Source organism: Pseudomonas sp. WPR_5_2, assembly GCF_003634475.1.
GTDB lineage: Bacteria > Pseudomonadota > Gammaproteobacteria > Pseudomonadales > Pseudomonadaceae > Aquipseudomonas > Aquipseudomonas izuensis.
In genome coordinates, this window is the sequence record NZ_RBLA01000001.1 from 1,938,832 (window position 1) to 1,964,922 (window position 26,091).

Below are 26,091 nucleotides of genomic sequence, written 5' to 3' on the forward strand. Positions count from 1 at the left end.
CGGCGGCAAGTCTATCAGAACTTGCCTACGCGTAAGAGATATTTGCGCCGAACTAAGTTTCAGCAATGCCTGCAAATTTCTCACGCAATTTATCTAGAGCGCGTTTGTACCGCATTTTTGTTGCACTCAAACCCATGTGCATGATGTCTGCGATCTCCTGAAATTCCAGCTCTGCGACAAATCGTAGCACCAGAATTTCGCGGTCAATCGGGTTCACATACACCAGCCAGCGATCGAGTCCACCCTTCTCCTCGGGTTTCGGCGCCTTTTCTTCGGACGCTTCTTCGAGGGGGTCCAGACTCAAGGCGTCCATCAAGCGACGCTTTCGCCGTTCTTTCCGATACTGTGTGATGCACTCGTTGTACGTGATGCTATATAGCCATGTCTTGAACTTCGATTTGCCCTCGAAGTTCTTCAGTCCATACAGCACCTTCAACATGACTTCCTGACAGACATCATCTGCGTCGCGATCGTTCCCGAGATATCGTGCACAGACGTTAAATAATGTTCGTTGGTAACGCCGCATCAGTTCTTCATAGGCTCGCGTTACGTGAAACAGCTCGGTATGCGAGCGCGCGACCAACTCCTCATCAGAGAGCTCGCGGGGGTCGTAGCGCATGGATAGCGATTGGGCTTTATTCAAAACAAGTCGGGCCGACAGTCAGGTCAATGTCCGCCGCTGCCAGCATCAGCAGGCATTTTGCGGCGGCATACATTAGCAGGGTTTGCCGGGTTAGCGGCTACTCACATGCTGCTCGAGGAGGATCCGATTGGAAAGAGAGACTAGCTCACCTTCATCGGTCAGCAATGTGGTTTTAACCGTGCCGATCTCTTCGATCTGCCCTTCGACCTCGCCAACACGCACTTGTTGCCCAACCTGGTACAACTCACGCACATAGATTCCCGCAAGAATCTGACCGGCAATTTCCCGGCTTCCCAACCCCATGGCCAGCGCAACTGCCAGACCAACGGTAATCAATACGATTACGATCACATGGTTGAGCAGGTCAGTCTTGACCTCCAACTGGCTGATCGCGACCGAAATGCTGATGATGATCACCAGGCCCTGGGCTATTCGCCCCAGCCCGGAAGCATAGTCCAGGCCTACGCCTTCTGCGGCGCCGCGCACCAGGCCATTGGCCAGTTGCGCCAGCAAGACGCCCACCAGCAGCACCAGCGCTGCGCCGAATACCTTCGGAACATACAGCGCGAGCATATCCAGCGTAGCTGAAACTCGCTCAAGTCCAAGTGATTCTGCCGCAGAAACCAGAAAAATCAGCAGAACGAACCAATAGACGATTTTGCCGATCAGCGTGGAAATCGGCACTTGAAGGCCGGCTCGCGACAGCAGTTTGGTCAGACCGGTACCGCCCATCAGGCGGTCAAGGCCCAGTTTGGCGAGCAATTTGGAGAGCAGCGTGTCCAGCAGCTTGGCCACGACAAACCCCAGAAGCAGCACGACCAGTGCGCCAAACAGGTTTGGAATGAAGTTCGCAACCTTGGTCCATAACGCAGTCATTGCAGTGACGAGGCTCTGTGTCCAGAGATCAAGTTCCATATTCAATCAGCCTTATCAGCAGTGCGAGCGGTAGGTTTACGCAGACGAGACACCGGCGCCACGTGGGCCGATCCGTTATTCAGGGCGATCATCAGGGCGGGCAGCCAGCGGCCCAGCAGGCTGAACAGATCGCCGGCACCGACCTGGCGGTTGGCGGTTTTCAGGACACGGCCAAGGCACGCATCGTCGTCCCGGGTGGACGGTGATGCATTGAGCATGTCACGCAAAGACTGTTCAAACGGATCGTGCATACGCACCTCTCGTGATGTCTGTGAAAGACGCGGTCAAATTTGGTCGGGTCACATGATTCACGTTCAAACCCAGCGCAAACGTCGGAACAACCACCACTGCCCGAGCGCCACCGAGACCATCAGCAGGCAGGCAACGAGGAAGCCGTAAGGACTCCCCGATAACGGAATCCCCCCGACGTTGATCCCCAAAAGACCGGTCAGAAAACTCATCGGCAAAAAGACCCCGGTGATGATCCCGAAGCGATACATCGTGCGGTTCATGCGCACGCTCAAACGTCGGTCCTCAGCCTCCAGGACCAGCCCCACGCGCTCCCGGGTCAATTCCAGCTCCTCGAGATAACGTGTCAGGCTGTTGTTCAATTCGTTCCAGTAATCGCCATCGTCCTCGACGAACCAGGGCAACTTTATTCGCGTCAGCTGACCGAAAATATCGCGCTGCGGAGCGAGAAACCGCTTCAACGCAGCGGCCCGGCGCCGGATCTGCAGAACCTCTCCATGCTCGGGCGTGTACCGTTCGTCGGCATCCAGCTTTTCTTCTTCCTCATCGACCACTTCCGAGAGGCAACTGACCAGGTCCTGCACTTTGTTGGTCAGGTACTGCGCCATATAAAGGATGAGCTCGGAGGCGGTTTTTGGCCCCTTGCCTTCCGCCAGTTGCGCCAACAGTTCTTCCGTGGCGCGCAATGGACGCAAACGCAAGGAAATCACCCGCTGGGCAGAGCCGAAGATCCGCACCGACACCATGTCCTCAGGCTCGGCACCGGGATTGAGGTTGACCCCGCGCAAAAATAGCAGCAGTTCGCTGTCCGAAAGCTGTAAAAGACGCGGACGGGTGTTTTCCTCAAGCAGCAGGTCGCAGCTGAACTCACTCAAACCACTGGTTTTGCGCAGCCAGGTCTGGGTTTGCGGATGACTGCGATCCCAGTGCAGCCACAGGCTTTCATGGGCCTGCAGCTGCAAGTCATCGAGTTCTGTCCGGGCTATCGAACGCGCACCGCCTTTACCGTCCAGCACCAGGGCATGTACCAGCCCCCATTGCGCGTTTTCTTCCTCGAACATCCGCACTCCTCTGTCTACAGCCGCTTTTATTCAGGCATTTTCAGCGGGCTGGGCGAGATGATCACGCCATTGTTGTCCGCATAGATGTAATGGCCCGGATGGAAGGTCACGCCGGCGAAGGTCACGGCAACGTTGAGGTCGCCGATACCGCGCTTGTCGGTTTTCATCGGATGGCTGGCCAGCGCCTGCACCCCGAGATCGGTTTGCGCGATGACATCGACGTCACGGATGCAACCGTAGATCACCAGCCCTTCCCAGCCGTTTTTCGCAGCCTTCTCGGCCAGCATGTCACCCAGCAGCGCGCGACGCAGGGAGCCACCGCCATCGACCACCAGTACCTTGCCGTTACCCTTGAGTTCGACTTGCTCCTTGACCAGCGAGTTGTCTTCGAAGCACTTGATGGTCACGATTTCGCCGCCGAAGGAATCACGGCCACCGAAATTGCTGAACATCGGTTCCAGCACTTGCACCAGTTCCGGATAGGCGTCGCACAGGTCAGGCGTGAGGTAATGGATCATCGAGAAACTCCTGTAAAGAGGAAGACAGCGCGAACATTACGGAAGATTCAATCATCGAAAATGACTGGAACCGCTCAATGCGTCATATCTTAGCCGCAAGCCGATCAGAGCGAAATGCCCTTGATAGAGCGTCCAGCTTAGATGGCCGCGGCCACGTCCGCCTGATCACCCAGCAGAGGCGTTTGCTGATCCGCCAGCCAGCGGGCCACCAACGGCCAGACTTCAGCCTGGGCCGCTTTGCTGACCAGCATTTCCACGTGACCGAAATTGTCGCCAAAACCCTGCTCGCGACCCAGGTTGATAAATTGCTTGTGCTCGGACCCCACCTGTTCGAACAACTTGCGACAAGCCCATGACGGGTCCTGATGGTCACCCGCGGCGCTCACTGCCAATACCGGCACTTTGACCTCTGCCAACCCCGCCCACCAGTCCTTGTCGGCATCGCCAAAACGCCCGAACAGGCCGTACCAGCGCATGCTCTCCAGGGCCAGGCCAATCGGCTCGTCCTCCGGGCCGCGCTTGAGCCGTGAACCGGACAACTGGGCAAAGCGCTTGAGAATGAAGCGCCCGCCCCACTCGACCGGCGGAATTTTCAACGGCCAGTAGGTACGACTGACTTGCGTGCCGAAAAACGCCGCAGAAGCGACCACAGGCTCACCGATGTATTCCCCGCCCAGCGCTGCCGCCAGTGTGATACCGCCCAACGAGTGGCCGATCCAGTGCGGGACCTGGCCGCTTTGCTCGCGCACGAACGCGCCAATGGCCGGCAGATCGTAACGCGCATAGTCGGCGACGCGGTTCTTGCGGTAATTCTGGTTACGCTGGGACAAGCCGTGACCGCGCATTTCCGCGATCCACACATCGAATCCCAGGCGCGTCAGATACGCCCCCAGGCCCAGGCCCTTGGGGGAAAACCAGAAACGTCGATTGGAAAAGCTGCCGTGCAACAGGATCACCGGCACACCACGCACCGCCGGCTCGTCAGCCATGCCCAGGCGTGTCACCGCCAGTTCGACACTGGCGTCAGGGCTGTTTGCAGGTTTCAAACGGTAGACATCTTCGCTCAGATCACCGCGCCGTTCGGCGCTGATCAGGGCGACAGGAAATAGGTTGCTGCTGCTTTGCATAGTCTCTTGCACAAAAAAGGGCGGCATCCAGAGGATGCCCGCCCCAATTGAATCTCTAAAAGCCGGTCAGTGTGGGAGCGAGCCTGCTCGCGAAAGCGGTATATCAGCCGACGACCCTGTTGGATGTCAGTCCGTCTTCGCGAGCAGGCTCGCTCCCACAAAGAGCGAGCCGTTTAACATACCATCAAGCCGAAGCCTGACCCTCAGCCAGGAAGAACCAGGTCTCCAGTACGGAGTCAGGGTTCAACGAAACGCTTTCGATGCCTTGTTCCATCAGCCACTTGGCCAGGTCCGGGTGGTCCGAAGGGCCCTGACCGCAAATGCCGATGTACTTGCCGGCCTTGTTGCACGCGGCAATGGCGTTGGCCAGCAGCTTCTTGACCGCCGGATTCCGCTCGTCGAACAGGTGCGCGATGATCCCGGAGTCACGGTCCAGGCCCAGGGTCAGCTGGGTCAGGTCGTTGGAGCCGATGGAGAAACCGTCGAAGAATTCGAGGAACTCTTCAGCCAGAATCGCGTTGGACGGCAGTTCGCACATCATGATGACGCGCAGGCCGTTTTCGCCGCGGGCCAGGCCTTTTTCGGCCAGCAGGTCCACCACCTGGCTTGCTTCGCCCAGGGTGCGGACGAACGGCACCATGATCTCGACGTTGGTCAGGCCCATCTCGTTGCGTACACGCTTGAGGGCGCGGCATTCGAGTTCGAAGCAGTCACGGAACGATTCGCTGATGTAACGCGAGGCGCCACGGAAGCCCAGCATCGGGTTTTCTTCTTCCGGCTCGTACAGCTTGCCGCCGATCAGGTTGGCATATTCGTTGGACTTGAAGTCCGACAGACGCACGATGACCTTTTTCGGCCAGAACGCAGCCGCCAGGGTGCTGATGCCTTCGACCAGTTTATCGACATAGAAGCCGACCGGGTCGTTGTAGCCGGCGATACGCTTGTCGACGCTTTCCTTGATGTCCTGCGGCAAGCCGTCGTAGTTCAGCAGCGCTTTAGGGTGCACGCCGATCATGCGGTTGATGATGAACTCCAGGCGGGCCAGGCCCACGCCGGCGTTCGGCAACTGCGCGAAGTCGAAGGCACGGTCCGGGTTGCCGACGTTCATCATGATCTTGAACGGCAGCTCCGGCATGGCGTCCACGGAGTTCTTCTTGATGTCGAAGCCCAGTTCACCTTCGAAGATGAAACCGGTGTCGCCTTCAGCGCAGGACACGGTCACGCCCTGGCCGTCTTTCAACAGCTGGGTGGCGTTGCCGCAACCGACCACGGCCGGAATGCCCAGCTCACGGGCGATGATCGCCGCGTGGCAGGTCCGGCCGCCACGGTTGGTGACAATGGCGCTGGCGCGCTTCATCACCGGTTCCCAGTCCGGGTCGGTCATGTCGGAGACCAGTACGTCGCCTGGCTGGACCTTGTCCATCTCGGACACGTCCTTGATGATACGGACCTTGCCGGCGCCGATGCGCTGGCCGATCGCACGGCCTTCCACCAGCACGGTGCCGGTTTCTTTCAACAGGTAACGTTCCATGACGTTGGCCTGGGTGCGGCTCTTCACGGTTTCCGGACGGGCCTGCACGATGTACAGCTTGCCGTCGTCACCGTCCTTGGCCCATTCGATGTCCATCGGGCACTGGTAGTGCTTCTCGATGATCATCGCCTGCTTGGCCAGCTCGCTGACTTCCGCGTCGGTCAGGCAGAAACGCGCGCGTTCAGCCTTGTCGACATCGACGGTCTTGACCGAACGACCGGCCTTGGCCTCGTCGCCGTAGATCATCTTGATGGCCTTGCTGCCCAGGTTGCGGCGCAGGATCGCCGGGCGACCGGCGGCCAGCGTACCTTTGTGAACGTAGAATTCATCCGGGTTCACCGCGCCTTGCACGACAGTTTCACCCAGGCCGTAGGCGCCGGTGATGAACACCACGTCACGGAAGCCCGATTCGGTATCGAGGGTGAACATCACGCCGGCGGTGCCGGTTTCGGAACGGACCATGCGCTGTACGCCGGCCGACAGGGCTACCAGCTTGTGATCGAAACCCTGGTGCACGCGATAGGAAATCGCACGATCGTTGAACAGGGAGGCGAACACCTCTTTGGCGGCGCGAATGACGTTTTCGACACCCCGGATGTTCAGGAAGGTTTCCTGCTGACCGGCGAAGGAGGCGTCCGGCAGGTCTTCTGCGGTAGCGGAAGAACGTACGGCCACGGCCACGTCAGGGTTGCCGGCGGACAGCGCGGCGAACGCCGTGCGGATTTCGGTATTCAGTTTTTCAGGGAACTCGGCTTCCATGATCCATTGACGGATCTGGGCACCGGTCTTGGCCAGGGCATTCACGTCATCGACATCCAGGGCGTCGAGAGCATCGTGAATCTGCTGATTCAAGCCGCTCAGCTCCAGGAAATCACGATAAGCCTGAGCGGTCGTGGCGAAGCCACCGGGCACCGATACACCGGCACCCGCAAGGTTGCTGATCATCTCGCCCAGGGATGCGTTCTTGCCCCCCACATGCTCAACATCGTGTTTGCCGAGCTTATCGAGGGAAACTACGTACTCTACCAAGGTGATCTCTCCACTAACTGTGTTGGAAAAGCTCAGAAGCCGGCTGCTCGGGGGAGCGTTTGCCAGCTATATGGCCTGGACCTGGAAAATAAGTGAGAATGCGGGCCATTGGCGGCCGGCAAATCGCGCCTATCATATCCAAGAATCGTCACTAGCTTAAGGCCCAAGGTGCAAATGAAACGATCTGCTTTCTTTATCTCCGATGGTACCGGCATTACCGCCGAAACCCTGGGTCAAAGCCTTCTGGCGCAGTTCGAAAACATTACCTTCAGCAAAGTCACGCGGCCATACATCGACAACGTGGACAAAGCGCGGGCCATGGTACAACAAATCAACAAAGCCGCCGAAACCGACGGCTTTCGTCCGATTATCTTCGACACCATCGTCAATCAGGATATTCGTGAGATCCTCGCGACTTCCAATGGTTTCATGATCGACATTTTCTCGACCTTCCTGGCACCTCTCGAACAGGAACTGACCGAGCATTCTTCCTACACCGTCGGCAAATCCCACTCCATTGGTGCCAACACCAATTACATGGAGCGTATCGAGGCCGTTAACTTCGCCCTCGACAACGACGACGGTGCCCGCACGCACTACTACGACAAGGCCGACCTGATCCTGGTGGGCGTGTCGCGCTGCGGCAAGACCCCGACCTGCCTGTACATGGCCATGCAGTTCGGCATCCGCGCGGCCAACTACCCGCTGACCGAAGACGACATGGAGCGCCTGACCCTGCCAAGTGCCCTGCGCGCCCACCAGCACAAGCTGTTCGGCCTGACCATCGACCCGGACCGCCTCACCGCGATCCGCAACGAGCGCAAGCCCAACAGCCGCTATTCGAGCTACGCCCAGTGCGAATTCGAAGTGCGCGAGGTGGAAAACCTGTTCCGCCGCGAGAACATTCCGAATATCAACTCCACGCATTTCTCCGTTGAGGAAATCTCCGCGAAGATCCTGGTGGAGAAAGGCGTCGAGCGGCGGTTCAAATAGATTTTCTGCGCCTGATCTGCCGTCTTCGCGAGCAGGCTCGCTCCCACATTTGACTGCATTCCAATGTGGGAGCGAGCCTGCTCGCGAAGAACGATAACGCGGTCCCTCAGATCACAAACAAATCCACAAACCTATTTACCGGCGTTGCCTCCAGCCGGGCCTGGTCCTTGCACAACGCAAATATCTCCTCGCTTCGCTGCCCGGTAAACCGCGTCAGCAGGTTCGCCTTGAACTTGTCCTCCAGCAACGGAATGCCGTCCGTACGGCGCCGACGATGACCAATCGGGTACTCCACCACCACGTTCCCGGTGCTGGATCCGTCCTTGAAAAAAACCTGCACCGCATTGGCGATGGAGCGCTTGTCCGCCTCCAGATACTCGCGGGTGTAGCGCGGGTCCTCGACGATGACCATTTTGTCGCGCAGTACATCGATGATCGGATGCGACCGGTGGAAGTCATCCTCGTAGTGTTCAGCCACCAGATTGCCAAAAGCCAGTGGCACGGCGGTCATGTACTGGAGGCAATGGTCGCGGTCGGCGGCATTGGCCAACGGGCCGACCTTGGAGATGATGCGGATCGCCGATTCGTGGGTGGTGATGACGATTTTGTCGATCTCGTGCAGCCGGTTACGGACTTGCGGGTGCAGGGTCACCGCCGCTTCGCAGGCGGTTTGTGCGTGGAACTCGGCGGGAAAACTGATTTTGAACAGCACGTTCTCCATCACATAGCTGCCGTACGGGCGGGAGAAACTGAACGTGCGCTTGTCTGCGGGTTTGAGCGCCAGATCGTTGTTGGTGTGGCTGAACAACACATCATAGAAGCCCCACTGTTTGGCACTCAACACGCCGGGAATACCCATTTCACCGCGCATCGCAATGTCCGCCAGACGCACGCCTCGGCTGGAGGCATCGCCGGCTGCCCATGACTTGCGCGATCCGGCATTCGGCGCATGCCGGTAGGTGCGCAACGCGTGGCCGTCCGCAAAGGCGTGGGACAACGCCGAAAGCACCTGCTCACGGTTGGCGCCCATCAGTTTGGCAGTGACCGCGGTCGAGGCGACTTTCACCAGAATGACGTGATCGAGGCCGACGCGGTTGAACGAGTTTTCCAACGCAATCACGCCTTGAATTTCATGGGCCATGATCATCGCTTCGAGCACGTCGCGCATGATCAGCGGCGCATCGCCATTGGCCAGGCGCTTTTGTGATAAATGGTCGGCCACCGCGAGAATGCCGCCAAGGTTATCCGAGGGGTGTCCCCACTCGGCGGCGAGCCAGGTGTCGTTGTAGTCGAGCCAGCGCACGATGCAGCCGATATCCCAGGCCGCCTTGACCGGGTCCAGCCGAAAAGAGGTGCCCGGCACCCGGGCGCCGAACGGAACGACGGTGCCTTCGACCACAGGTCCCAAATGCTTGGTGCATTCGGGAAAGCGCAGTGCCAGCAACCCACAGCCCAGGGTGTCCATCAGGCAATTGCGAGCGGTGTCCAGGGCTTCTGTGGATTCGATCTTGAACTGGAGGACGTAGTCGGCAATGTCCTGCAGGACCTGGTCATAGTCCGGGCGATTGTTCAGGTCAACGTTGGCGCTCATGTTCGATTCACTCTGCGGTGGTTCGGTTCAGGGCAATCTCACTGGGTGACACCGTTCTTGTTATTCAAATGCGATCCATTGTGGGAGCGAGCCAGCTCGCGAAAGCGGTGTGTCAGTCGACATCTATGTTGAATGTCAGTCCGTCTTCGCGAGCAGGCTCGCTCCCACAGTGGTTCAGTGTCGATTTAGAAAGAATCGCCCGGCACCCGGACAAAGCCTTCCATCAACACCCGCGCACTACGACTCATGATGGCTTTGTTCACGGTCCATTCGCCGTTGACCTGGCTGGCTTCGGCACCGACGCGCAAGGTGCCCGACGGATGACCGAAACGCACCGCATTGCGTTCGACACCGCCCGCCGCAAGATTCACCAAGGTGCCGGAAATCGCGGCGGCCGTACCGATCGCCACCGCTGCAGTGCCCATCATCGCGTGGTGCAACTTGCCCATGGACAGCGCACGCACCAGCAGGTCGACATCACCGGCTGCAATCGCCTTGCCGCTGGAAGCCACGTAATCGGCTGGTTTGGCGACAAACGCCACCTTCGGCGTGTGCTGCCGCTTGGCGGCTTCGTCAATGTTGGAAATCAGGCCCATGCGCAATGCGCCGTAAGCACGGATGGTTTCGAACATCAGCAACGCTTTCGGGTCGCCGTTGATCGCGCCCTGCAACTCGGTGCCGGTGTAACCGATGTCTTGGGCATTGACAAAAATCGTCGGAATGCCGGCGTTGATCATGGTCGCCTTGAAGGTGCCGACACCCGGCACTTCCAGGTCATCGATCAGGTTGCCGGTGGGGAACATCGAACCGCCGCCACCCTCTTCATCCGCGGCCGGATCAAGAAACTCGATTTGCACTTCAGCGGCCGGGAAAGTCACGCCGTCGAGTTCGAAATCGCCGGTTTCCTGCACTTCACCATTGGTGATCGGCACGTGCGCGATGATGGTCTTGCCGATGTTGGCCTGCCATACGCGAACCACGGCAACGCCGTTGTGCGGGATGCGGCTGGGGTCCACCAGGCCATTGCTGACGGCGAAAGAACCGACCGCTGCCGAGAGGTTGCCGCAGTTGCCGCTCCAGTCGACGAACGGCTTGTCGATGGACACCTGGCCGAACAGGTAATCGACGTCGTGATCAGCCTGGGTGCTTTTCGACAGGATCACGGTTTTGCTGGTGCTGGAGGTCGCCCCGCCCATGCCGTCGATTTGCTTGTCGTAAGGGTCGGGACTGCCGATCACGCGCAAAAGCAAAGCATCGCGGGCCGGGCCTGGGACCTGTGCCGCTTCCGGCAGATCCTTCAAGCTGAAGAACACGCCTTTGCTGGTGCCGCCGCGCATGTAGGTGGCGGGTATCTTGATTTGAGCCGGGTGAGCCATGGTGCTCATACTCCTGATCCTGAAAACAGGCACGGGACTCAAAGTCCCGTGCCCGTACAGCCTGTGTTAGACGGCAACCGCCGATTCTTCGAGGAAGTCCTGGGCGAAGCGTTGCAACACGCCGCCGGCCTCGTAGATCGACACTTCTTCGGCGGTGTCGAGACGGCAGGTCACCGGCACCTCGACACGCTCACCATTTTTGCGATGGATCACCAGTGTCAGCTCGGCGCGCGGTGTGCGATCACCGATCACGTCGTAGGTTTCACTGCCGTCGATGGCCAATGTGTGGCGGTTGGTACCCGGCTTGAACTCCAGCGGCAACACGCCCATGCCCACCAGGTTGGTGCGGTGAATGCGCTCGAAGCCTTCGGCGGCGATCGCTTCTACACCCGCCAGGCGCACGCCTTTCGCCGCCCAGTCGCGGGACGAACCCTGACCGTAGTCGGCGCCGGCGATGATGATCAGCGGCTGCTTGCGGTCCATGTAGGTCTCGATGGCTTCCCACATGCGCATGACTTTGCCTTCCGGCTCGACGCGAGCCAACGAACCCTGCTTGACCTTGCCGTTTTCCAGAACCATTTCGTTGAACAGTTTCGGGTTGGCGAAGGTCGCACGCTGCGCGGTCAGGTGGTCACCCCGGTGAGTCGCGTAAGAGTTGAAGTCCTCTTCCGGCAGGCCCATTTTCGCCAGGTATTCGCCGGCGGCGCTGTCCAACATGATGGCGTTGGACGGCGACAGGTGATCGGTGGTGATGTTGTCCGGCAGCACCGCCAGCGGACGCATGCCCTTGAGCGGACGCGCACCGGCCAGCGCACCTTCCCAGTACGGCGGACGGCGGATGTAGGTGCTCATCTCGCGCCACTCGTACAACGGCGCCACTTTCGGACCGGTGTCTTCGTGGATGGCGAACATCGGGATGTACACCTGACGGAACTGCTCAGGTTTAACAGACGCCTTCACGACTGCGTCGATCTCTTCGTCGCTCGGCCAGATGTCCTTGAGGCGGATTTCCTTGCCGTCGACAACGCCCAGCACGTCTTTCTCGATGTCGAAACGGATGGTGCCGGCGATGGCGTACGCAACCACCAGCGGTGGCGAAGCGAGGAAGGCTTGCTTGGCGTACGGGTGGATCCGGCCGTCGAAGTTACGGTTGCCGGACAACACGGCGGTGGCGTACAGGTCGCGGTCGATGATCTCTTGCTGAATCACCGGGTCCAGCGCACCGGACATGCCGTTGCAGGTGGTGCAGGCGAAGGCCACGACGCCGAAACCGAGTTGCTCCAGCTCATCGGTCAGGCCGGCTTCATCGAGGTACAACGCCACGGTTTTCGAACCCGGCGCCAAGGACGATTTGACCCATGGCTTGCGGGTCAGCCCGAGCTTGTTGGCGTTGCGCGCCAGCAGACCGGCGGCGATCACGTTGCGCGGGTTGCTGGTGTTGGTGCAGCTGGTGATGGCGGCAATGATCACCGCGCCGTCCGGCATCTGGCCTGGCACATCATCCCACTGACCGGAGATGCCTTTCGCCGCCAGATCCGACACCGCGACACGGGCGTGCGGGTTGCTCGGGCCGGCCATGTTGCGCACCACCGAGGACAGGTCGAAGGTCAGGCCGCGCTCGTATTGCGCGCCTTTCAGGCTGTCCGCCCACAGGCCGACCTGCTTGGCGTAGTTCTCGACCAACTGCACCTGCTCGTCTTCACGGCCAGTGAGTTTCAGGTAGTCGATGGTCTGCTGGTCGATGTAGAACATCGCCGCGGTGGCGCCATATTCCGGGGCCATGTTGGAAATGGTGGCGCGGTCGCCGAGGGTCAGCGCCGAGGCACCTTCACCAAAGAACTCCAGCCAGGCACCGACCACTTTTTGCTTGCGCAGGAACTCGGTCAGCGCCAGCACCATGTCGGTGGCGGTGATGCCCGGTTGCAGCTTGCCAGTCAGTTCAACGCCGACGCTTTCCGGCAGACGCATCCACGACGCGCGGCCCAGCATCACGCTCTCGGCTTCCAGGCCACCGACGCCGATGGCGATCACGCCCAGCGCATCGACGTGCGGGGTATGGCTGTCGGTGCCGACGCAGGTGTCGGGGAACGCCACGCCGTCACGCACCTGGATCACCGGAGACATTTTCTCGAGGTTGATCTGGTGCATGATGCCGTTGCCCGGCGGGATCACGTCGACGTTCTTGAAGGCCTTTTTGGTCCAGTTGATGAAGTGGAAACGGTCTTCGTTGCGACGGTCTTCGATGGCGCGGTTCTTCTCGAACGCCTCGGGATCGAAACCGCCACGCTCGACGGCCAGGGAGTGGTCGACGATCAATTGCGTCGGCACCACCGGGTTCACTTGCGCCGGGTCACCGCCTTGCAGGGCGATGGCGTCACGCAGGCCGGCGAGGTCCACCAGCGCGGTCTGGCCAAGGATGTCATGGCACACCACGCGGGCCGGGAACCACGGGAAATCGAGGTCGCGCTTGCGTTCGATGAATTGCTTCAGGGATTCGGTGAGCGTGGCCGGGTCACAGCGACGCACAAGGTTTTCCGCCAGCACGCGGGAGGTGTACGGCAGAGTGTCGTAGGCGCCGGGCTGGATGGCCTCGACCGCTGCGCGGACATCGAAGTAATCCAGGTGGCTGCCGGGCAGCGTTTTACGGAATTCAGTGTTCATCGTCAGGACTCGGTCACGGTAATTACAAAGGGTGGGGCTGGCACCGGATTCGACATCAACACAATCCACTGTGGGAGCGAGCCTGCTCGCGAAAGCGGTCTTTCAGACGACATTTCTTTTGAATGTCAGTCCGTCTTCGCGAGCAGGCTCGCTCCCACAGGGATCTGGGTTGAATTCAGACCCCGGTGTCGGCCCCCACCATTCAGCGTTGTTCGATTGGCACGAACTTGCGCTGTTCGACGCCGGTGTACTCGGCGCTCGGACGGATGATGCGGTTGTTGGCACGTTGTTCGAACACGTGGGCGGCCCAGCCGGTCAAGCGCGAGCAGACGAAAATCGGCGTGAACAACTTGGTCGGGATGCCCATGAAGTGGTACGCCGAGGCATGGTAGAAGTCGGCGTTCGGGAACAGTTTCTTCTGCTCCCACATGGTCTTGTCGATGGCTTCGGAGACCGGGAACAGCACCTTGTCGCCCACTTCGTCAGCGAGTTTTTTCGACCAGCCCTTGATCACTTCGTTACGTGGATCGCTGTCCTTATAGATCGCGTGGCCGAAGCCCATGATCTTGTCCTTGCGCTCGAGCATGCCGAGGGTGCCCTTGATCGCGTCTTCCGGCGACGAGAAGCGCTCGATCATTTCCATTGCCGCTTCGTTGGCACCGCCGTGCAGCGGGCCGCGCAGCGAACCGATGGCCGCAGTGACGCACGAGAACAGGTCGGACAAGGTCGAGGCGCAAACGCGGGCGGTGAAGGTCGAGGCGTTGAACTCGTGCTCCGCGTAAAGGATCAGCGAAACGTTCATCACCTTGACGTGCAACTCGCTCGGTTTCTTGCCGTGCAGCAGGTGCAGGAAGTGGCCGCCGATGGATGGCTCGTCACTCACGCAGTCGATACGCTGGCCTTCGTGGCTGAAGCGATACCAGTAGGTCATGATCGCCGGGAACGCGGCCAGCAGGCGGTCAGTCTTGTCGTGTTGCTCGGAGAAGTCGTTCTCCGGCTCCAGGTTGCCCAGGAACGAGCAACCGGTGCGCATCACGTCCATCGGATGGGCGTCGGCGGGGATGCGTTCCAGCACTTCTTTCAGCGCTTGCGGCAGGTCACGCAGCTTGCTCAGCTTGCTGATGTAAGCCGCCAGTTGGGTTTTGCTCGGCAGTTCGCCGTACAGCAGCAGGTAGGCGATTTCTTCGAATTGTGCGTCAGCCGCCAGTTCGCGAACGTCGTAGCCGCGATAGGTCAGCCCCGCGCCCGACTGGCCCACGGTGGACAGTGCGGTTTGCCCGGCAACCTGGCCACGGAGCCCGGCGCCACTGAGTACTTTTGCTTCGGCCATTTCTGCCTCCAGTTTCTTGAATTTATTAGGGAGTTCTTCGACTTACTTCTTCGCGGCGAACAACGCATCGAGCTTTTGCTCGAAGGTGTGGTAGTCGATGCGATCGTAAAGCTCCATGCGGGTCTGCATGGTGTCGATGACGTTCTGTTGCGTGCCGTCGCGGCGGATGGCGGTGTAGACGTTTTCCGCGGCCTTGTTCATGGCACGGAAGGCCGACAGCGGGTACAGCACCAGCGACACGTCGGCAGCGGCGAGTTGCTCGGTGGTGTACAGCGGCGTCGCGCCGAATTCGGTGATGTTGGCCAGGATCGGCGCTTTCACGCGATTGGCGAACAGTTTGTACATCTCCAGTTCGGTGATGGCTTCCGGGAACACCATGTCGGCACCGGCCTCGATGCACGCGGCAGCGCGATCCAGGGCGGACTCCAGGCCTTCCACCGCCAAAGCGTCGGTACGGGCCATGATCACGAAGCTGTCATCAGTACGCGCATCGACGGCGGCCTTGATGCGGTCGACCATTTCCTGCTGCGAGACGATTTCCTTGTTAGGACGGTGACCGCAACGCTTGGCGCCGACCTGGTCTTCGATGTGAATCGCCGCCGCGCCGAACTTGATCATCGACTTGACGGTACGGGCGACGTTGAACGCCGAAGAACCGAAACCGGTGTCCACGTCCACCAGCAGCGGCAGGTCGCAGACGTCGGTGATGCGGCGCACGTCGGTCAGCACGTCATCCAGGCCGGTGATGCCCAGGTCTGGCACGCCGAGGGAGCCGGCAGCCACCCCGCCACCAGACAGGTAAATCGCCTTGAAACCGGCGCGCTTGGCCAGCAGCGCGTGGTTGGCGTTGATCGCGCCGACCACTTGCAATGGATGCTCGCTGGCGACCGCATCGCGGAAACGCTGGCCTGGTGTGCTCTTGTTCAAACTCATGACTCACCTCGTTTGGCTGTCGGGTTAACGCCGTCCTGGTAATGACGGGCGATATTGCGTTTGGAGGCGCCGATGTGGCGGCGCATCAATAACTCGGCCAACTCACCGTCACGGTCGGCGATGGCATCGAGAATGCGGTGGTGCTCGGCAAAGGCCTGGTGCGGGCGATTGGGCGTGGTGGAAAACTGGATGCGGTACATCCGCACCAGCTGATAAAGCTCGCCGCAGAGCATCTGCGTCAGGGTGCGGTTACCGCTGCCCTGGATGATTCGGTAGTGGAAGTCGAAATCGCCTTCCTGCTGGTAATAGCCTCGACCGGCCTGGAACGCCTCATCGCGCTCGTGGGTTTCGAGGACACGGCGCAGTTCGTCGATTTCTTCGACGCTCATGCGCTCGGCGGCCAGGCGACAAGCCATGCCTTCGAGGGATTCGCGGATTTCGTAGAGTTCCAGCAGCTCGGCGTGGTTGAGCGACACGACCCGCGCCCCGACGTGCGGCACGCGCACCAACAGGCGCTGGCCTTCAAGACGGTGGATGGCCTCGCGGAGCGGCCCCCGGCTGATGCCATAGGTACGGGCCAGCTCCGGCTCGGAGATCTTACTGCCCGGGGCGATCTCGCCCTTGACGATGGCCGCCTGGATACGCCGGAAGACGTTCTCGGAAAGTGTTTCCGAATCGTCCTGGGCGGTGAGTGGCGGATCGAGTTGCTCCAACATATTGTCGACACCTTGAAAACCAATGCCGCAAAAACTAGCGAAATCGGCCATCAGAGTCAAAGGATAAATAGATATTGTCGACAATCGTCTAATAACCGCTTGCACCATAAAGACGCAGCAACGCGACTTATAGCCGCCGGCCAGCGCTGGCGCCATAAAACCACCGTGCTAGAATGCCGCCCGCATTTGTTTGTCACATCTGCACTGCCTGTCATAAATAGCTGATAGGCATACGAGGAGCTTGCGCAGCAATGCCAGGGTCTTGAATCGAAATACGGCCCGCTTTGCACCAGGATTTATGAGACTCAAGCCCTTCCCCGCCTACCTTTATTTTCTTTGCCTGCCCGGCGTCGCAGTGGCAGGGGAAAAGACTGTGTATGGCCTCAATGAGTACGCATCGCTTGGCGGACTCGACCTGGAAGTGGCCGCCAAACTCGATACCGGGGCGAAAACCGCTTCCCTCAGCGCCCGCGACATCAAACGTTTCAAACGCAATGGCGAATCCTGGGTGCGCTTCTACCTGGCCATCGACACGGCCCATACGCACCCCATCGAACGGCCGCTGGCCCGCGTCAGCAAGATCAAGCGCCGGGCCGGCGACTACGATCCGGAAGAAGGCAAGAAGTACACCGCCCGTCCGGTGATCGAGCTGGATATCTGCATGGGCTCGGCCTTACGCAGCATCGAGGTGAACCTGACCGACCGCAGCGCGTTCCAGTACCCGCTCCTGATCGGCTCCGAAGCACTCAAACGCTTCGATGCGCTGGTCGACCCCAGTCTTAAATACGCTGCCGGCAAACCCGCCTGCGCCATCGACGCTCATACCGCAGAGTAATACCAATGCGCTCTCTTACCCTTCATCTGAAAATGCTGATCGCCATCCTGGTGGTGCTGGGCATTTCAGTTACGGCCTATCAGATCTTCGTGCTGGGCATTCCCGTGACCGAAGACGCCACCGACGACTTGTGGAACATCGACGCGAAGGTCGAGTTCGTCGCCAGTGCCAAGGACCCGGTCAAGATCCAGATGTTCGTGCCGCCGCTGAGCCGCGACTACGTCAGCCTCAACGAAAGCTTCATTTCCAATAACTACGGGGTGGCGGTCAACAAGGTCGACGGCAACCGCAAGGTCACTTGGTCGGCACGTCGGGCGAAAGGCAACCAGACCCTTTATTACCGTCTGGTGCTGACCAAGCGCTACAGCGCCGAGAAATCCAAGGTCAAAGGCCCGACCTTCCGTGACAGCATCGCCCTCGACGGCCCGGAAAAAATCGCTGCCGAAGCCCTGCTCGCACCGATCCGCCAGCATTCGGCCGATGTCGAAACCTTCGTTGGCGAAGCGATCAAGCGTGTCAACAATCTCAACGACGACAACGTGAAGCTGCTGCTGGCCGGCGATCCGTCCACCGCGCAAAAGGCCAGGATCGTCGAACTGGTACTGTCCATTGCCCACGTGCCGGTGGAGAAGGTCCACACCATTCGTCTGGTGGCCGATCAACCACAAACTCCTGAGCTCTGGCTGCGCAGCTTCAATGGCACCGACTGGCTGTACTTCAACCCGGAAACCGGTGAACAGGGCCTGCCGACCGACCGCCTGCTGTGGTGGACCGGTGACGAAAACCTGATCACCGTCGATGGCGGCAAGAAGGCCACCGTCACGTTCAGCATGAACAACAGCGAAATGAACGCCATTCGCCTGGCCAAGCTGACCGACGAGAACACCGACGCCAATTTCCTCGAATATTCGCTGTACGGCTTGCCCCTGCAAACCCAGCAGACCTTCATGATCATGGTGATGATCCCGATCGGCGTGCTGGTGATCCTGATCCTGCGCAACCTGATCGGCATTCAGACGCTGGGCACCTTTACGCCGGTGCTGATTGCCCTGGCCTTCCGCGAAACCCAGCTGGGCTTCGGCATCGTGCTGTTTACGATTATCACGGCCCTGGGGTTGTCGCTGCGCTCCTACCTTGAGCATCTGAAACTGCAAATGCTGCCGAGGCTGTCAGTGGTGCTGACCTTTGTGGTGGTGTTGATCGCTGCCATCAGCCTGTTCAGCCACAAGCTCGGTCTGGAGCGCGGGTTGTCGGTGGCGCTGTTCCCGATGGTGATTCTGACCATGACCATCGAACGCCTGTCGATTACCTGGGAGGAGCGTGGTGCCGGCCACGCCATGAAAGTGGCCGTCGGTACACTGTTCGCCGCGTCCCTGGCGCACCTGATCATGACCGTGCCGGAGCTGGTGTACTTCGTCTTCACCTTCCCGGCGATCCTGCTGATCATGGTGGGTTTCATGCTGGCCATGGGTCGTTATCGCGGCTACCGCCTGACCGAACTGGTGCGCTTCAAGGCCTTCCTTAAGAAGGCTGAAGCCTGATGTTCGGTTTCTGGAAAACCTGGAAGGCCCTGGAAGCCCAGGGCATCATGGGGATTAATCGGCGCAACGCGGACTACGTGCTCAAGTACAACAAGCGCAGCCTGTACCCGATCGTCGATGACAAGATCATCACCAAGGAACGCGCCATAGCCGCCGGCATCCATGTGCCGCAACTCTATGGCGTGATCTCCACCGAGAAGGAAATCGACAAGCTCGACGAGATCATCGGCGGGCGCAACGATTTTGTGATCAAGCCGGCCCAGGGCGCTGGCGGCGACGGCATCATTGTGGTCGCCGACCGCTTCGAAGGCCGTTATCGCACCGTATCGGGCAAGATCATCAGCCACGAAGAGATCGAGCACCATATTTCCAGCATTCTCACCGGGCTGTACTCCCTGGGCGGTCACCGCGACCGGGCGCTGATCGAATACCGCGTGATTCCGGACCAGATCTTCAAGAGCATCAGTTACGAAGGCGTGCCCGACATCCGTATCATCGTGCTCCTGGGCTACCCGGTCATGGCCATGCTGCGCCTGCCAACCCGTCAGTCCAGCGGCAAGGCCAACCTGCACCAGGGCGCCATCGGCGTCGGTGTCGACCTCGCCACCGGCCTGACCCTGCGTGGCACCTGGCTGAACAACATCATCGCCAAACACCCGGACACCACCAACGCGGTGGACGGCGTGCAACTGCCCTATTGGGACGGTTTCATGAAACTCGCCGCCGGCTGCTATGAGCTGTGCGGGCTGGGCTACATCGGTGTCGACATGGTGCTCGACCAGGAAAAAGGCCCGCTGATCCTCGAACTCAACGCCCGACCGGGCTTGAACATCCAGATTGCCAATCATTGCGGCCTGACCTTGCGAACCCATGCGGTCGAGGCGCGACTGGAAGAGTTGAAGGCTCGCGGTGTGACGGAAACCGTCGAAGAGCGTGTGGCGTTTGTGCAGGAGATGTTCGGGCATATTCCGCCGGTCGAGGGTTAATCCAAAACCGCGTCGCCCCCTTCGCGAGCAGGCTCGCTCCCACAGGAGCTGTGTTGAACCCTGTGGGAGCGAGCCTGCTCGCGAAGACGATCTCACGGTCGATACATCAATCAAGCCTGCCCCAATCTGCCAATCCCCGACATCCCCTGTAGGAACAATTCCCCGAGGGGACTACAATCGCCACCCCGCCTCGATGGCTGATCCAACCCGCCCATGCTGACCTGTTCCGTACACCCGCTGCCCTATTGTGCCAACCCCGCCGAGTACTTCGCGGCCATTCGACATGCCCCCGGTGCCGTGCTGCTCGACAGTGGCCGTCCCAGCGCCGAGCGCGGACGGTTTGACCTGCTCAGTGCCTGGCCGCTGGAGCAACTGGCGGTGGCGCCTGACGAAAGTGGCGGCCACTTCCTGCAGCGCCTGCGGGATAACCTGACGCGACTGGGCGAAGCATCCCTGCCCGAACCTTATGAATTGCCATTCGCCGGCGGTTTGATCGGCTACCTGAGCTACGACTTCGGCCGCCATCTGGAAAACCTGCCGAGCCAGGCCCTGGATGATCTGCAATTGCCGGATGCGCGTTTCGGCCTGTACGACTGGGCACTGATCAGCGATCACCTGCGGGCCACCAGCCAGTTGGTGTTTCACCCGACGCTGGCCGACAGCGAGCGTCAGCGCCTGATCCAGCTGTTCAGCCAGCCAGCCACTGAAGGGGTCGAGCGGTTCACACTGCAAGCGCCCATGAAGGCGGACCTGAGTGCTGATGAGTATCAACAGGCGATCGAGCGTATTCAGCAATACATCCAGGCTGGCGACTGCTATCAGGTCAACTTCGCCCAGCGCTTCCGAGCGCCCTGCCAGGGTGATCCATGGGCGGCGTATTGCGCCTTGCGCCTGGCGTGCCCGACACCGTTTTCCGGCTTCCAGCGTTTGCCCGACGGTGGCGCGGTGCTGAGCCTGTCACCGGAGCGCTTCGTCAAAGTCAGCGAGCGCCAGGTGGAAACCCGCCCGATCAAAGGCACCCGCCCGCGGGGTCTCACGGCTGCCGAAGACGCGGCCAATGCTGCCGAACTGCTGGCCAGCCCCAAGGATCGCGCGGAAAACCTGATGATCGTCGACCTGCTGCGCAACGATCTCGGTCGCACCTGCCGCACCGGTTCGGTCCGGGTGCCGGAACTGTTCAGCCTGGAAAGCTACCCCAACGTGCACCATCTGGTCAGCAGCGTGACCGGCGAACTGGCGGATGACCGGGACGCCCTGGACCTGATCGCCGGCAGCTTTCCCGGCGGCTCGATTACCGGCGCACCGAAGATTCGCGCGATGCAGATCATCGACGAGCTGGAGCCGACCCGACGCGGGTTGTATTGCGGCTCATTGCTGTACCTGGACGTACGCGGCGAGATGGACAGCTCCATCGCCATTCGCAGTTTGCTGGTCAAGGACGGGCAGGTGTGTTGCTGGGGGGGCGGCGGGATTGTGGCGGATTCCGAATGGCAGGCCGAGTATCAGGAATCGATTACCAAGGTGAAGGTGCTGCTCGATACCCTGCAAAATCTTTAAAAGCTTCGCTGGCAAGCCTTGCTCCCACAGGTTTTGTGTCGATTCCAATGTTGTGGTCCGACACAAGACCTGTGGGAGCAAGGCTTGCCCGCGATGACGTCAGAACAGACGACTACAGGCCTAACGGTCGATTCGAAGCCTTGATGAACTCCTGCTTCAATTCCTCAAACGTATGCACCGCCGGGAACTGCGGGAACTCGCGAATCACGTTATCCGGTGCATGAAACAGAATGCCGGCATCCGCCTCGCCCAGCATCGTGGTGTCGTTGTAGGAATCCCCTGCCGCAATCACTCGGTAGTAGAGGCTCTTGAACGCCAGGACTGACTGACGCTTGGGATCTTTCTGACGCAACTGATAACCCGTTACCCGCCCTGTTTCATCCGTAATCAGACGATGGCAAAGCAAAGTCGGGAAGCCCAGTTGGCGCATCAATGGCTGGGAAAACTCGTAGAAGGTGTCTGACAGAATCACCACCTGAAAGCGCTCACGCAGCCAGTCGACGAATTCGATGGCACCGTCCAGCGGTTTGAGCGTGGCGATCACTTCCTGGATATCGGCGAGCTTGAGGCCGTGTTCGTCGAGAATCCGCAGACGCTGCTTCATCAACACGTCGTAGTCGGGAATGTCCCGGGTGGTGGCCCTGAGGGATTCGATCCCGGTTTTTTCGGCAAACGCGATCCAGATTTCCGGGACCAGCACACCTTCAAGATCCAGACAGGCAATTTCCACAAGACACTCCCATTTGTATTGTTTATTGAGTCGAGCGAGCCCGAACTCTAGCGACTCCACCCCCACCGCGCAACGCAGAGGACGCCCCGGTCGGTGCAGCTTTTTGTTAACATCGACCCCATATAGAGCGCCCAGCGCCACCGACCTGTAGGAAGCCGCCCTGATGAGCCCAACGTTCGACGTCGTGGAACTCGCCACGACCTATGCCAACAAATCTGCCCAGGACATCCTGAAACTCGCATTCTCCGAGTTCGGCGATGACCTGTGGATATCTTTCAGCGGTGCCGAAGACGTGGTGCTGGTGGACATGGCCTGGAAGCTGAACAAGAACGTCAAGGTGTTCAGCCTCGACACTGGTCGCCTGCACCCCGAGACCTACCGTTTCATCGATCAGGTGCGCGAGCACTACAAGATTGACATCGAACTGGTGTCGCCGGACTACACCAAACTCGAACCGTTCGTTAAGGAAAAGGGACTGTTCAGTTTCTACAAGGATGGCCATGGCGAATGCTGCGGCATCCGCAAGATCGAACCGCTGCGCCGCAAACTGTCCGGCGTCAAAGCCTGGGCTACCGGCCAGCGTCGCGACCAGAGCCCTGGCACCCGCAGCGCCGTCGCGGTGATGGAAATCGACACCGCGTTCTCCACCCCGGAGCGCACTCTGTACAAATTCAACCCGCTGGCACAGATGACCAGCGAAGAGATCTGGGGCTACATCCGCATGCTGGAGTTGCCGTACAACAGCCTGCATGAGCGCGGCTTCATCAGCATCGGCTGCGAACCCTGCACCCGCCCGGTACTGCCGAACCAGCACGAGCGTGAAGGTCGCTGGTGGTGGGAAGAAGCCACGCAGAAGGAATGCGGGCTGCATGCCGGCAACATCATCAGCAAATCCAAAGCCTGATCCCGTCTGGCAACCCTCTGTAGGAGCCGGCTTGCTGGCTCCTACAGGTTTGGTGACCGACCGAGAAAATGTGTACACACGAATGTCACCATCGGTGCCATTTATGTGTGCACTTTTTGTTTCTGCGCCCCCAAAAGTTACATTTAACCCGCCTCAATTGCGCTGCCACTTCCTTCTGAAACCCCGTCAAGAAAATAAATACCTGTTCGATCAGTCAGCTTATATCGCCCGCTTTTCAGTGGTTTATCACCCGCTGATAACAAAACGAAATGAGCAGCAATTTCCATAGATCCAGGGCTGGCACAGATCTCGCTTAAGTGCATACATGTTTTGTATACAATCAATTCAAAGCATACATACACTTTAGATCCGCAAGCCTGAAGCGCCCTATCCCGTACAGGCTGCAGATGCCCCGTAACCAATGATGTTCGCCACCCGCGACGAAGATTTGTCGAGCCCAAGCTCAAGCACAGTCATCGCGGCGTCGAGCATCAGGAGCCTGCCGGAATGCGTACAAGTCTCTCCAATAACAATATTGCGCTGGATCTACCCTCCTCCCATTCCACTCACACCGTCGGCGAGCAAACCTTTGAATGCCCCGTGGTGCTCAGCCCGCGCCTGCACAACAAGGATTTGGCGCCGACCAAGGCCGAAGGCCGACGCTGGGGTCGCTATAGCATTTTCGCCCTGTGGACCAACGACGTTCACAACATCGCCAACTACTCGTTCGCCATCGGCCTGTATGCCCTTGGCCTGGGTGGCTGGCAGATTCTGCTGTCCCTGGGGATCGGCGCGGCGCTGGTGTACTGCTTCATGAATCTCTCCGGCTACATGGGCCAAAAGACGGGTGTGCCGTTTCCGGTCATCAGCCGGATAAGTTTCGGCATCCACGGTGCGCAAATTCCTGCATTGATCCGGGCCGTGATCGCCATCGCCTGGTTCGGGATTCAGACGTACCTGGCTTCAGTGGTCTTCCGTGTCCTGCTGACCGCCATACACCCCGGCTTTGCCGACTATGACCATGACTCGATCCTCGGACTATCGACCCTGGGCTGGGTGTGCTTCGTGGCAATCTGGTTCGTGCAGCTGGCGATTCTCGCTTACGGCATGGAGATGGTGCGGCGCTACGAGGCGTTTGCCGGGCCGGTCATTCTGCTGACCGTCGCCTCACTCGCCGGCTGGATGTACTTTCAGGCCAATGCGACCATCGCCTGGTCGATCCGCGAGCCGCTGACCGGCGGTGAGATGTGGCGCAATATCTTTGCCGGTGGCGCGTTGTGGCTGGCGATCTACGGCACGCTGATCCTCAATTTTTGTGATTTCGCCCGTTCTTCGCCGTGCCGCAAGACCATCAAGGTCGGAAATTTCTGGGGCTTGCCGGTCAATATTCTGGTGTTCGCCGCCATCACTGTCCTGCTGTGCGGCGCGCAATTTCAGATCAATGGCCGGATCATCGAAAGCCCGACCGAAATCATTGCTTCGATTCCCAACACGTTCTTTCTGGTCCTCGGTTGCCTGGCGTTCCTGATCGTCACCGTGGCGGTCAACATCATGGCCAATTTCGTCGCCCCGGCCTTCGTGCTCAGCAACCTGGCGCCCAAATACCTGACCTTTCGCCGGGCCGGGCTGATCAGCGCGACCATCGCCGTGCTGATCCTGCCGTGGAACCTCTACAACAGCCCGTTGGTGATCGTGTACTTCCTCTCCGGCCTTGGCGCGCTGCTCGGGCCGTTGTATGGCGTGATCATGGTCGACTACTGGCTGGTACGAAAAGGCCGGATCAACGTGCCGCAGTTGTACAGCGAAGACCCGAACGGCGCTTATTACTACAGCCGCGGGGTCAATTTGCGCGCCGTGGCGGCGTTCATTCCCGCCGCCTTGATTGCCATCGTTCTGGCACTGGTACCGGGCTTTCATCTGGTATCGCCATTCTCCTGGCTGATCGGCGCCGGTATTGCCGGGATGCTCTACCTGATCATCGCCAAACGCCAACCTCATTACACCGACGTCAGCGGTGAATCCATCGCCGTCGATAACGTCAGCCACTGACTCCATCGCGGCCCGGCAGTGTCGGGCCGCAGACCCACTCTTTTATAAGCATCCCGCTATAAGGACTTCCCATGCGAATTCTCGTGGTCAACGTCAACACCACCGAATCCATCACCCAGGCCATCGCCCGTTCGGCGCAGGCCGTTGCTTCTCCCGGTACGGAAATCGTCGGCCTGACACCCCACTTCGGCGCCGACTCGATCGAAGGCAATTTCGAAAGCTACCTGGCTGCCATCGCGGTCATGGACCGGGTGATGTCCTACGACCAGCCCTTCGATGCGGTGATCCAGGCCGGTTACGGCGAACACGGCCGTGAAGGTCTGCAAGAACTGCTCAACGTGCCGGTGGTGGACATCACCGATGCGGCGGCGAGCACCGCGATGTTCCTCGGTCATGCCTATTCGGTGGTCACCACTCTCGACCGCACCGTGCCACTGATCGAGGATCGTCTGAAGCTATCCGGGCTTTGGGATCGCTGCGCGTCGGTGCGGGCCAGTGGCCTGGCCGTATTGGAACTGGAACACGAGCCGCAACGCGCTCTGGAGGCCATCGTGCAGCAGGCCGAACTGGCGGTGACCCAGGACAAAGCCGAGGTGATTTGCCTGGGCTGCGGCGGGATGGCCGGGCTGGATGAGCAGATTCGCCGACGTACCGGCGTGCCGGTGGTGGATGGTGTGACGGCAGCGGTGACCATTGCCGAATCGCTGGTGCGATTGGGGTTGTCCACCTCGAAGGTGCGGACTTATGCGACGCCGCGGCCGAAGAACATCATTGGCTGGCCGGGGCGGTTTGCCCGTTAGACCGCGTTATCGTTCA

Annotated in this window: 23 protein-coding genes; 9 read left to right on the forward strand and 14 right to left on the reverse strand. The window is 59.8% G+C overall.

The features are described 5' to 3' along the window. Positions 1–52 precede the first annotated feature (52 nt). The 7 genes from sigX to ppsA form a co-directional block, all read right to left on the reverse strand. Positions 53–643: an RNA polymerase sigma factor SigX gene (gene sigX, locus BJ917_RS08525; RefSeq protein WP_075949123.1), complete on the reverse strand. Its 591-nt coding sequence runs from the start codon at positions 641–643 to the stop codon at positions 53–55. Positions 644–733: 90 nt separating this feature from the next. Next, a complete protein-coding gene (locus tag BJ917_RS08530) occupies positions 734–1,558 on the reverse strand; it encodes a mechanosensitive ion channel domain-containing protein (protein WP_096512754.1) in 825 nt (274 codons plus the stop codon). A 2-nt stretch (positions 1,559–1,560) separates the two neighbouring features. After that, a complete protein-coding gene (locus BJ917_RS08535; RefSeq protein WP_008017601.1) occupies positions 1,561–1,809 on the reverse strand; it encodes a hypothetical protein in 249 nt (82 codons plus the stop codon). Positions 1,810–1,872: 63 nt separating this feature from the next. Beyond that, the gene (locus BJ917_RS08540) at positions 1,873–2,868 is read right to left on the reverse strand and encodes a zinc transporter ZntB (protein ID WP_096512755.1); all 996 of its coding nucleotides are present in this window, start codon (positions 2,866–2,868) and stop codon (positions 1,873–1,875) included. A 26-nt stretch (positions 2,869–2,894) separates the two neighbouring features. Next, positions 2,895–3,383, reverse strand: a complete 489-nt coding sequence (gene rraA, locus BJ917_RS08545; protein WP_172901683.1) for a ribonuclease E activity regulator RraA — start codon at positions 3,381–3,383, stop codon at positions 2,895–2,897. A gap of 140 nt (positions 3,384–3,523) precedes the next feature. Continuing rightward, positions 3,524–4,513: an alpha/beta fold hydrolase gene (locus BJ917_RS08550; protein WP_096512757.1), complete on the reverse strand. Its 990-nt coding sequence runs from the start codon at positions 4,511–4,513 to the stop codon at positions 3,524–3,526. A 184-nt stretch (positions 4,514–4,697) separates the two neighbouring features. Then, on the reverse strand, positions 4,698–7,073 hold the full coding sequence (gene ppsA / locus BJ917_RS08555) for a phosphoenolpyruvate synthase (protein ID WP_096512758.1): 2,376 nt from the start codon (positions 7,071–7,073) through the stop codon (positions 4,698–4,700). 174 nt (positions 7,074–7,247) lie between these two features. Between ppsA and BJ917_RS08560 the strand changes: the two genes are divergently transcribed. Further along, positions 7,248–8,066 (forward strand): pyruvate, water dikinase regulatory protein, encoded by an 819-nt coding sequence (locus tag BJ917_RS08560; protein WP_096512759.1) that lies wholly within the window; start codon positions 7,248–7,250, stop codon positions 8,064–8,066. 106 nt (positions 8,067–8,172) lie between these two features. Here BJ917_RS08560 and prpD read toward each other — a convergent pair whose 3' ends face one another. The 6 genes from prpD to BJ917_RS08590 all read right to left on the reverse strand — a co-directional run bounded on the left by prpD (position 8,173) and on the right by BJ917_RS08590 (position 16,670). Beyond that, complete coding sequence (gene prpD, locus BJ917_RS08565; RefSeq protein WP_121103054.1) at positions 8,173–9,657, reverse strand: 2-methylcitrate dehydratase; 1,485 nt, start codon at positions 9,655–9,657, stop codon at positions 8,173–8,175. Between the two features lie 185 nt (positions 9,658–9,842). Then, positions 9,843–11,033, reverse strand: coding sequence for a 2-methylaconitate cis-trans isomerase PrpF (gene prpF / locus BJ917_RS08570; RefSeq protein ID WP_121103112.1), 1,191 nt, complete (start codon positions 11,031–11,033; stop codon positions 9,843–9,845). A 66-nt stretch (positions 11,034–11,099) separates the two neighbouring features. Continuing rightward, positions 11,100–13,694 (reverse strand): Fe/S-dependent 2-methylisocitrate dehydratase AcnD, encoded by a 2,595-nt coding sequence (gene acnD, locus BJ917_RS08575; RefSeq protein ID WP_096512761.1) that lies wholly within the window; start codon positions 13,692–13,694, stop codon positions 11,100–11,102. A gap of 202 nt (positions 13,695–13,896) precedes the next feature. Further along, positions 13,897–15,024, reverse strand: a complete 1,128-nt coding sequence (gene prpC / locus BJ917_RS08580) for a 2-methylcitrate synthase (RefSeq protein ID WP_121103055.1) — start codon at positions 15,022–15,024, stop codon at positions 13,897–13,899. A 42-nt stretch (positions 15,025–15,066) separates the two neighbouring features. Beyond that, positions 15,067–15,957, reverse strand: coding sequence for a methylisocitrate lyase (gene prpB, locus BJ917_RS08585; RefSeq protein WP_096512763.1), 891 nt, complete (start codon positions 15,955–15,957; stop codon positions 15,067–15,069). Then, positions 15,954–16,670, reverse strand: a complete 717-nt coding sequence (locus tag BJ917_RS08590; RefSeq protein WP_177435573.1) for a GntR family transcriptional regulator — start codon at positions 16,668–16,670, stop codon at positions 15,954–15,956. The genes prpB and BJ917_RS08590 overlap by 4 nt, the downstream gene beginning before the upstream one ends. Before the next feature lie 301 nt (positions 16,671–16,971). Between BJ917_RS08590 and BJ917_RS08595 the strand changes: the two genes are divergently transcribed. The 4 genes from BJ917_RS08595 to pabB all read left to right on the forward strand — a co-directional run bounded on the left by BJ917_RS08595 (position 16,972) and on the right by pabB (position 21,592). Beyond that, entirely contained in the window at positions 16,972–17,508 is a 537-nt protein-coding gene (locus tag BJ917_RS08595; protein WP_096512765.1) for an ATP-dependent zinc protease, read from the forward strand. A gap of 5 nt (positions 17,509–17,513) precedes the next feature. Further along, entirely contained in the window at positions 17,514–19,049 is a 1,536-nt protein-coding gene (locus BJ917_RS08600; RefSeq protein WP_096512766.1) for an inactive transglutaminase family protein, read from the forward strand. Next, positions 19,049–20,035: an alpha-L-glutamate ligase-like protein gene (locus BJ917_RS08605; RefSeq protein WP_096512767.1), complete on the forward strand. Its 987-nt coding sequence runs from the start codon at positions 19,049–19,051 to the stop codon at positions 20,033–20,035. Before BJ917_RS08600 ends, BJ917_RS08605 begins: the two co-directional genes overlap by 1 nt. Before the next feature lie 213 nt (positions 20,036–20,248). Continuing rightward, positions 20,249–21,592, forward strand: a complete 1,344-nt coding sequence (gene pabB / locus BJ917_RS08610; RefSeq protein ID WP_121103057.1) for an aminodeoxychorismate synthase component I — start codon at positions 20,249–20,251, stop codon at positions 21,590–21,592. A gap of 112 nt (positions 21,593–21,704) precedes the next feature. Here pabB and thrH read toward each other — a convergent pair whose 3' ends face one another. Beyond that, positions 21,705–22,322, reverse strand: coding sequence for a bifunctional phosphoserine phosphatase/homoserine phosphotransferase ThrH (thrH, locus tag BJ917_RS08615; RefSeq protein WP_096512769.1), 618 nt, complete (start codon positions 22,320–22,322; stop codon positions 21,705–21,707). A gap of 163 nt (positions 22,323–22,485) precedes the next feature. On the opposite strand from thrH, the gene BJ917_RS08620 reads away from it, so the two are divergent. The 4 genes from BJ917_RS08620 (at position 22,486) to BJ917_RS08630 (ending at position 26,075) form a co-directional block, all read left to right on the forward strand. Further along, a complete protein-coding gene (locus tag BJ917_RS08620; RefSeq protein WP_096512770.1) occupies positions 22,486–23,226 on the forward strand; it encodes a phosphoadenylyl-sulfate reductase in 741 nt (246 codons plus the stop codon). Beyond that, entirely contained in the window at positions 23,192–23,515 is a 324-nt protein-coding gene (locus BJ917_RS31730; protein WP_147432555.1) for a hypothetical protein, read from the forward strand. Before BJ917_RS08620 ends, BJ917_RS31730 begins: the two co-directional genes overlap by 35 nt. A gap of 218 nt (positions 23,516–23,733) precedes the next feature. Continuing rightward, entirely contained in the window at positions 23,734–25,275 is a 1,542-nt protein-coding gene (locus tag BJ917_RS08625; protein ID WP_096512771.1) for an NCS1 family nucleobase:cation symporter-1, read from the forward strand. A 71-nt stretch (positions 25,276–25,346) separates the two neighbouring features. Beyond that, positions 25,347–26,075: an aspartate/glutamate racemase family protein gene (locus BJ917_RS08630; protein WP_093217412.1), complete on the forward strand. Its 729-nt coding sequence runs from the start codon at positions 25,347–25,349 to the stop codon at positions 26,073–26,075. Positions 26,076–26,091 lie beyond the last annotated feature (16 nt).

Excerpts from the sequence above, each read along its gene's own strand:
- BJ917_RS08530 (WP_096512754.1), bottom strand. The coding sequence starts at position 1,558 with ATGGAACTTGATCTCTGGACACAGAGCCTCGTCACTGCAATGACTGCG.
- BJ917_RS08535 (WP_008017601.1), bottom strand. The coding sequence starts at position 1,809 with ATGCACGATCCGTTTGAACAGTCTTTGCGTGACATGCTCAATGCATCA.
- BJ917_RS08540 (WP_096512755.1), bottom strand. The coding sequence starts at position 2,868 with ATGTTCGAGGAAGAAAACGCGCAATGGGGGCTGGTACATGCCCTGGTG.
- BJ917_RS08550 (WP_096512757.1), bottom strand. The coding sequence starts at position 4,513 with ATGCAAAGCAGCAGCAACCTATTTCCTGTCGCCCTGATCAGCGCCGAA.
- BJ917_RS08560 (WP_096512759.1), top strand. The coding sequence starts at position 7,248 with ATGAAACGATCTGCTTTCTTTATCTCCGATGGTACCGGCATTACCGCC.
- prpD (WP_121103054.1), bottom strand. The coding sequence starts at position 9,657 with ATGAGCGCCAACGTTGACCTGAACAATCGCCCGGACTATGACCAGGTC.
- prpF (WP_121103112.1), bottom strand. The coding sequence starts at position 11,033 with ATGGCTCACCCGGCTCAAATCAAGATACCCGCCACCTACATGCGCGGC.
- acnD (WP_096512761.1), bottom strand. The coding sequence starts at position 13,694 with ATGAACACTGAATTCCGTAAAACGCTGCCCGGCAGCCACCTGGATTAC.
- prpC (WP_121103055.1), bottom strand. The coding sequence starts at position 15,024 with ATGGCCGAAGCAAAAGTACTCAGTGGCGCCGGGCTCCGTGGCCAGGTT.
- prpB (WP_096512763.1), bottom strand. The coding sequence starts at position 15,957 with ATGAGTTTGAACAAGAGCACACCAGGCCAGCGTTTCCGCGATGCGGTC.
- BJ917_RS08595 (WP_096512765.1), top strand. The coding sequence starts at position 16,972 with ATGAGACTCAAGCCCTTCCCCGCCTACCTTTATTTTCTTTGCCTGCCC.
- BJ917_RS08600 (WP_096512766.1), top strand. The coding sequence starts at position 17,514 with ATGCGCTCTCTTACCCTTCATCTGAAAATGCTGATCGCCATCCTGGTG.
- BJ917_RS08605 (WP_096512767.1), top strand. The coding sequence starts at position 19,049 with ATGTTCGGTTTCTGGAAAACCTGGAAGGCCCTGGAAGCCCAGGGCATC.
- pabB (WP_121103057.1), top strand. The coding sequence starts at position 20,249 with ATGCTGACCTGTTCCGTACACCCGCTGCCCTATTGTGCCAACCCCGCC.
- BJ917_RS08620 (WP_096512770.1), top strand. The coding sequence starts at position 22,486 with ATGAGCCCAACGTTCGACGTCGTGGAACTCGCCACGACCTATGCCAAC.
- BJ917_RS31730 (WP_147432555.1), top strand. The coding sequence starts at position 23,192 with ATGCCGGCAACATCATCAGCAAATCCAAAGCCTGATCCCGTCTGGCAA.
- BJ917_RS08625 (WP_096512771.1), top strand. The coding sequence starts at position 23,734 with ATGCGTACAAGTCTCTCCAATAACAATATTGCGCTGGATCTACCCTCC.
- BJ917_RS08630 (WP_093217412.1), top strand. The coding sequence starts at position 25,347 with ATGCGAATTCTCGTGGTCAACGTCAACACCACCGAATCCATCACCCAG.